Below are 4227 nucleotides of genomic sequence, written 5' to 3' on the forward strand. Positions count from 1 at the left end.
CGCGACCGGGCCACCGCCGACGACGAGCACGGGCCGGCCGGCGAGCTCGACGCCCAGGAGCGTGGTCATGACGCGCTCCCCGCGGCTCGGGACGCCTGGTCGGCCGGGTCGGCCCGGTCGCCCGGGTCGTCGGAGAGCGGCGGGTCGGGGGGCGCGGCGACGAGCACGACGCCGTTCTCCAGCCGGACCCGCCACGTCCGCAGGTGGCGCGGCGCGCGGCCGACCGGCTCCAGGCAGCGCCCCGTGCGCAGGTCGAACACCTGCTTGAGCAGCGGTGACGCGACCGTCGGGGTGTCGCCCCGGCTGCCGACGATCCCGCGCGACATGACGTGCGCCTCCATGAACGGGTCGAGCTGCTGGACGGCGAGCACCTCGTCGGTGTCCGTCGGCATGGCGCCCGTGGCGGTGCCTGTCGGCATGGCGCCCGTGGCGGTGCCTGTCGGCATGGCGCCCGTGGCGGTGCCCGTCGGGATGGCTCCCGCGCCCGGGAGCCGGAACAGCGCGACCTGCGCCCCGGCCACGAGCGCCGCGGCGCCGCGCTCGGGCACGAGGTCGTCGAGGCGGCAGACCGCGACCCACGGGGTGGGCACGGGGCCGTCGACCTCGGGCAGGACGACGGGGCGGGTGGTCAGGCTGTCGACGCTCATGCGCGCACCTCCAGGGCGGGGCCCGCGACGAGCACGGGACCGGTCGGGACGTCGTCGGGGGCGAGCACGCCGTCCGGGACCTCGACGGCGACGGCGAGCCCGGCGGCCCGCTCGGCGGCCGTGGCCGGGCGCCGCTGACCACGCTCGGTGACGTACGCGAGGCTCGGGTCGGGCGTCGTCGGCGCGTTGACGAAGGACGCGAAGCGGCGCAGCTTCTCCGGGTCCTCCAGGGTGGCGCGCCACTCGTCCTCGTAGCGGTCCACGTGCGCGGCCATGGCCGCGTCGAGCTCCGCCGCGATGCCGAGGCTGTCGTCCATGATCACGGCCCGCACGCCGTCCAGCCCGCCCTCGACCTCCTCGATCCAGGGGGCGGTGCGCTGGAGGCGGTCGGCGGTGCGGATGTAGTACATGAGGAACCGGTCGACCGTGCGCACGAGCGTCTCGGTGTCGAGGTCCTCGGCGAGCAGCTGCGCGTGACGGGGCGTGAAGCCGCCGTTCCCGCCCACGTAGACGTTCCAGCCGTTGTCCGTCGCGATGACGCCGACGTCCTTGGCCCGGGCCTCCGCGCACTCCCGCGCGCACCCCGAGACCCCGAGCTTGAACTTGTGCGGCGCGCGCAGACCCCGGTACCGCAGCTCCAGGGCGACGGCGAGCGAGGTCGAGTCCTGCACGCCGTACCGGCACCACGTCTGGCCGACGCACGACTTCACGGTCCGCAGCGACTTGCCGTACGCGTGCCCCGACTCGAAGCCTGCGTCCACGAGCCGGCGCCAGATGAGGGGCAGCTGCTCCAGGCGCGCGCCGAACATGTCGACCCGCTGCCCCCCGGTGATCTTCGTGTAGAGGCCGAAGTCGCGGGCGACCTCGCCAACTGTGATGAGCCCCTCCGGCGTCACCTCCCCGCCGGGCATGCGGGGCACCACCGAGTAGGTGCCGTCCTTCTGCAGGTTCGCCATGACGTGGTCGTTGGTGTCCTGCAGCGTGGCGCGGTCGCCGTCGAGGACGTGCCCGTCGTCGAGGGAGGAGAGGATCGAGGCGACGACCGGCTTGCAGATGTCGCAGCCGCGGGCGCCGAGGGGCAGGCCGGGCGCGCCGTGCTGGGACAGGATCTCGCTGAAGGTGCGCAGGCCGGTGACCCGCACGACGTCGAAGAGCTGGCGGCGCGAGAGCGCGAAGTGCTCGCACAGCGCGGTGCTCACCGTGATGCCGGCCTTCTCCAGCTCCGTGCCGACGACCTTCTTGACGAGCGGCAGGCACGAGCCGCAGGAGGTCCCGGCCTTCGTGCACGCCTTGACGCCCGCGAGGTCCGTGCAGCCGCCGTCGGTCACGGCGTGGCGGATCGTGCCGGCGGTGACGTTGTTGCACGAGCAGACGGCGGCGTCGTCGGGCAGGTCGACCGTGCCCCGGCTGAGGCCGGACGCGCCCTCGGGCAGGAGGTACGCGGACGGGTCGCCGCTGAGCTCGCGGCCGACCATGGGGCGCAGGGCCGCGTACGCCGAGGCGTCGCCGACGAGGACGCCGCCGAGGAGGGTGCGCGCGTCGTCGGACAGGACGAGCTTGGTGTAGACGCCGGCGACCGGGTCGGAGTGGACGAGCTCCAGCGCGCCGGGCGTGGTGCCGAACGCGTCGCCGAAGCTCGCGACGTCGACCCCGGCCAGCTTGAGCTTGGTGGCGGTGTCGGCGCCCGGGAACTCCGCCGCCCCGCCGAGCAGCCGGTCCACCACGACCTCGGCCATCGCGTAGCCCGGCGCGACGAGGCCGATGCAGGCGCCGTCGACGCATGCGACCTCGCCGACCGCCCACACGTGCGGGTCCGGCGTCCGGCACGCCCCGTCGACGACGACGCCGCCCCGCGGCCCCACGGGCAGGTCCGCGGCGCGGGCCAGCTCGTCGCGCGGCTGGATGCCGGCGGCGACGACGACGACGTCCACGTCGAGGCGCCCGCCGTCGGCGAAGTCCAGGCGGCCCACCGTCCCGCGCCGGTTGGCGCGCATGCGGGTGGTGGCCGTGTCGACCCGGACCGCGACCCCGAGCGACTGGATGAGCCGCCGCAGCGCCTCGCCGCCTCCGAGGTCCACCTGCGCGGACATGAGGTGCGTGCCGAACTGGATGACGGTCGACTGGGCGCCCAGGGCCTGCAGCGCGCCCGCGGCCTCGAGGCCGAGCAGGCCGCCGCCGATCACGGCGCCCCGGACGGGCCGGTCCCACCGCGCCGCCTGGTCCTCGACCCAGCCGCGCAGCGCGGCGACGTCGTCGAGCGTGCGGTAGACGAAGACGCCGGGAAGGTCGCTGCCCTCGATCGGCGGGACGAAGGCGCGGGACCCGGTCGCCAGCACGAGCTCGTCGTAGGCCCAGGTGCGCCCGTCGCCGACGGTGACCACGCGACCCTCGCGGTCCACGGACGTGACCGTGGCGTCCCGTACCAGCGTGACCAGCGGGTCGCGCCACAGGGCAGGGTCGCCGAGCGTGAGCTCCTCGGGGTCGCGGCCGGAGAAGTACGAGGTGAGCCCGACGCGGTCGTAGGGGGCGCGCGGCTCCTCGGCCAGGACGGTGACGTGCCAGGCGCCGTCGGCGTCGCGGTCGCGCAGCGCCTCCACGAGGCGCTGGGCCACCATGCCGCCGCCGACGACGACGAGCCGGCGGGGGGAGGGGGTGCTCGAGGGTCCGGTCGGGGGGACGGGGGACTCGGGTGACATGGCGCTCCTCGTGCTGGCGGTCAGACACCCCTGCTGCGGGGCCAGGACGCCGACGGTAGGCAGCGCATGTTTCCCGCGGCGGCGCGGGCGTGTTTCCGCCAGGGAACACCTGACGCACAGGTGCGTCCGGGAGCGTGTGAGGGCACCGCGCGGTCGGACCCTCCGCGGCGGGTCGGGTCCGGTCCGCCTCCGCGCGGGGTCGGACGGGCACCCTCAGGGCCCGGGGACGTGCTCCTTGAGGGCCGCGGCGAGGGCGGCGTCGCCGTCGACGTGCAGGCCCGAGGCGGTGACGGGCCCCCGCCCGAGGGCGACGCGCAGGACGGTCGAGTCGTCGCCCCGCAGCGTCACCGTCGGGCCGGCGCCGGGCGGCCGCTCCTCGGGGCCGGGCGGACGGAGCGGGTCGGGCAGCAGCCACGACGCGCCGTCGAAGGTGCCTCCCAGGACGATCGTGCGACCGACGAGCCGCAGGGTCGTGCCCGCCCGCACGGGGGTGCCGAGGGAGGCGAGCACCGGCCAGAAGTGCTGGACGAAGCGGGCGCACGACGGGACGACCCGCGGGTCCAGCGGGGGCAGCGGGGCGGGCACGGCCTCGGCCCGGGCTCCCGCGTCGAGACCTGCGTCGGGTCCTGCGTCGGGACCGTCGCCGGGCTCCGCGTGGCCGACGAGCGCGGCCCTGAGGTCGTCGCCGTGCACAGCCGCCTCCATGACGAAGGTGTCGAGGGCCACGGCGAGCGGGACGTCGCCGTAGGGCAGGGGCAGCACCGGGACGGCGCCGCGCCGCACGACGTCGCCGACGACGTCGAAGCCGGCGGCCAGCTCGGCGCGGGCGCGGTGCCACGCGAGGTCGAGCGCGTCACCGGCCAGGCCGTCGACCACCCGCCCCG

Annotated in this window: 2 protein-coding genes and 1 pseudogene; all 3 read right to left on the reverse strand. The window is 76.2% G+C overall.

Annotated features, from left to right (window positions below):
• Window positions 1–158 precede the first annotated feature (158 nt).
• Window positions 159–647 (reverse strand): annotated as a pseudogene (locus N866_RS16785) (nitrite reductase small subunit NirD); the annotation flags it as partial.
• Window positions 644–3343, reverse strand: a complete 2700-nt coding sequence (gene nirB / locus N866_RS16790) for a nitrite reductase large subunit NirB (RefSeq protein WP_034228614.1) — start codon at window positions 3341–3343, stop codon at window positions 644–646. The gene nirB and the pseudogene N866_RS16785, both read right to left, overlap by 4 nt.
• A gap of 213 nt (window positions 3344–3556) precedes the next feature.
• Window positions 3557–4227, reverse strand: a 671-nt coding sequence (locus N866_RS21575; protein ID WP_216699475.1) for a hypothetical protein, incomplete at its 5' end; no start/stop codon positions are given.

It is taken from the genome of Actinotalea ferrariae CF5-4, assembly GCF_000603945.1.
Classification (GTDB): Bacteria; Actinomycetota; Actinomycetes; order Actinomycetales; family Cellulomonadaceae; genus Actinotalea; species Actinotalea ferrariae.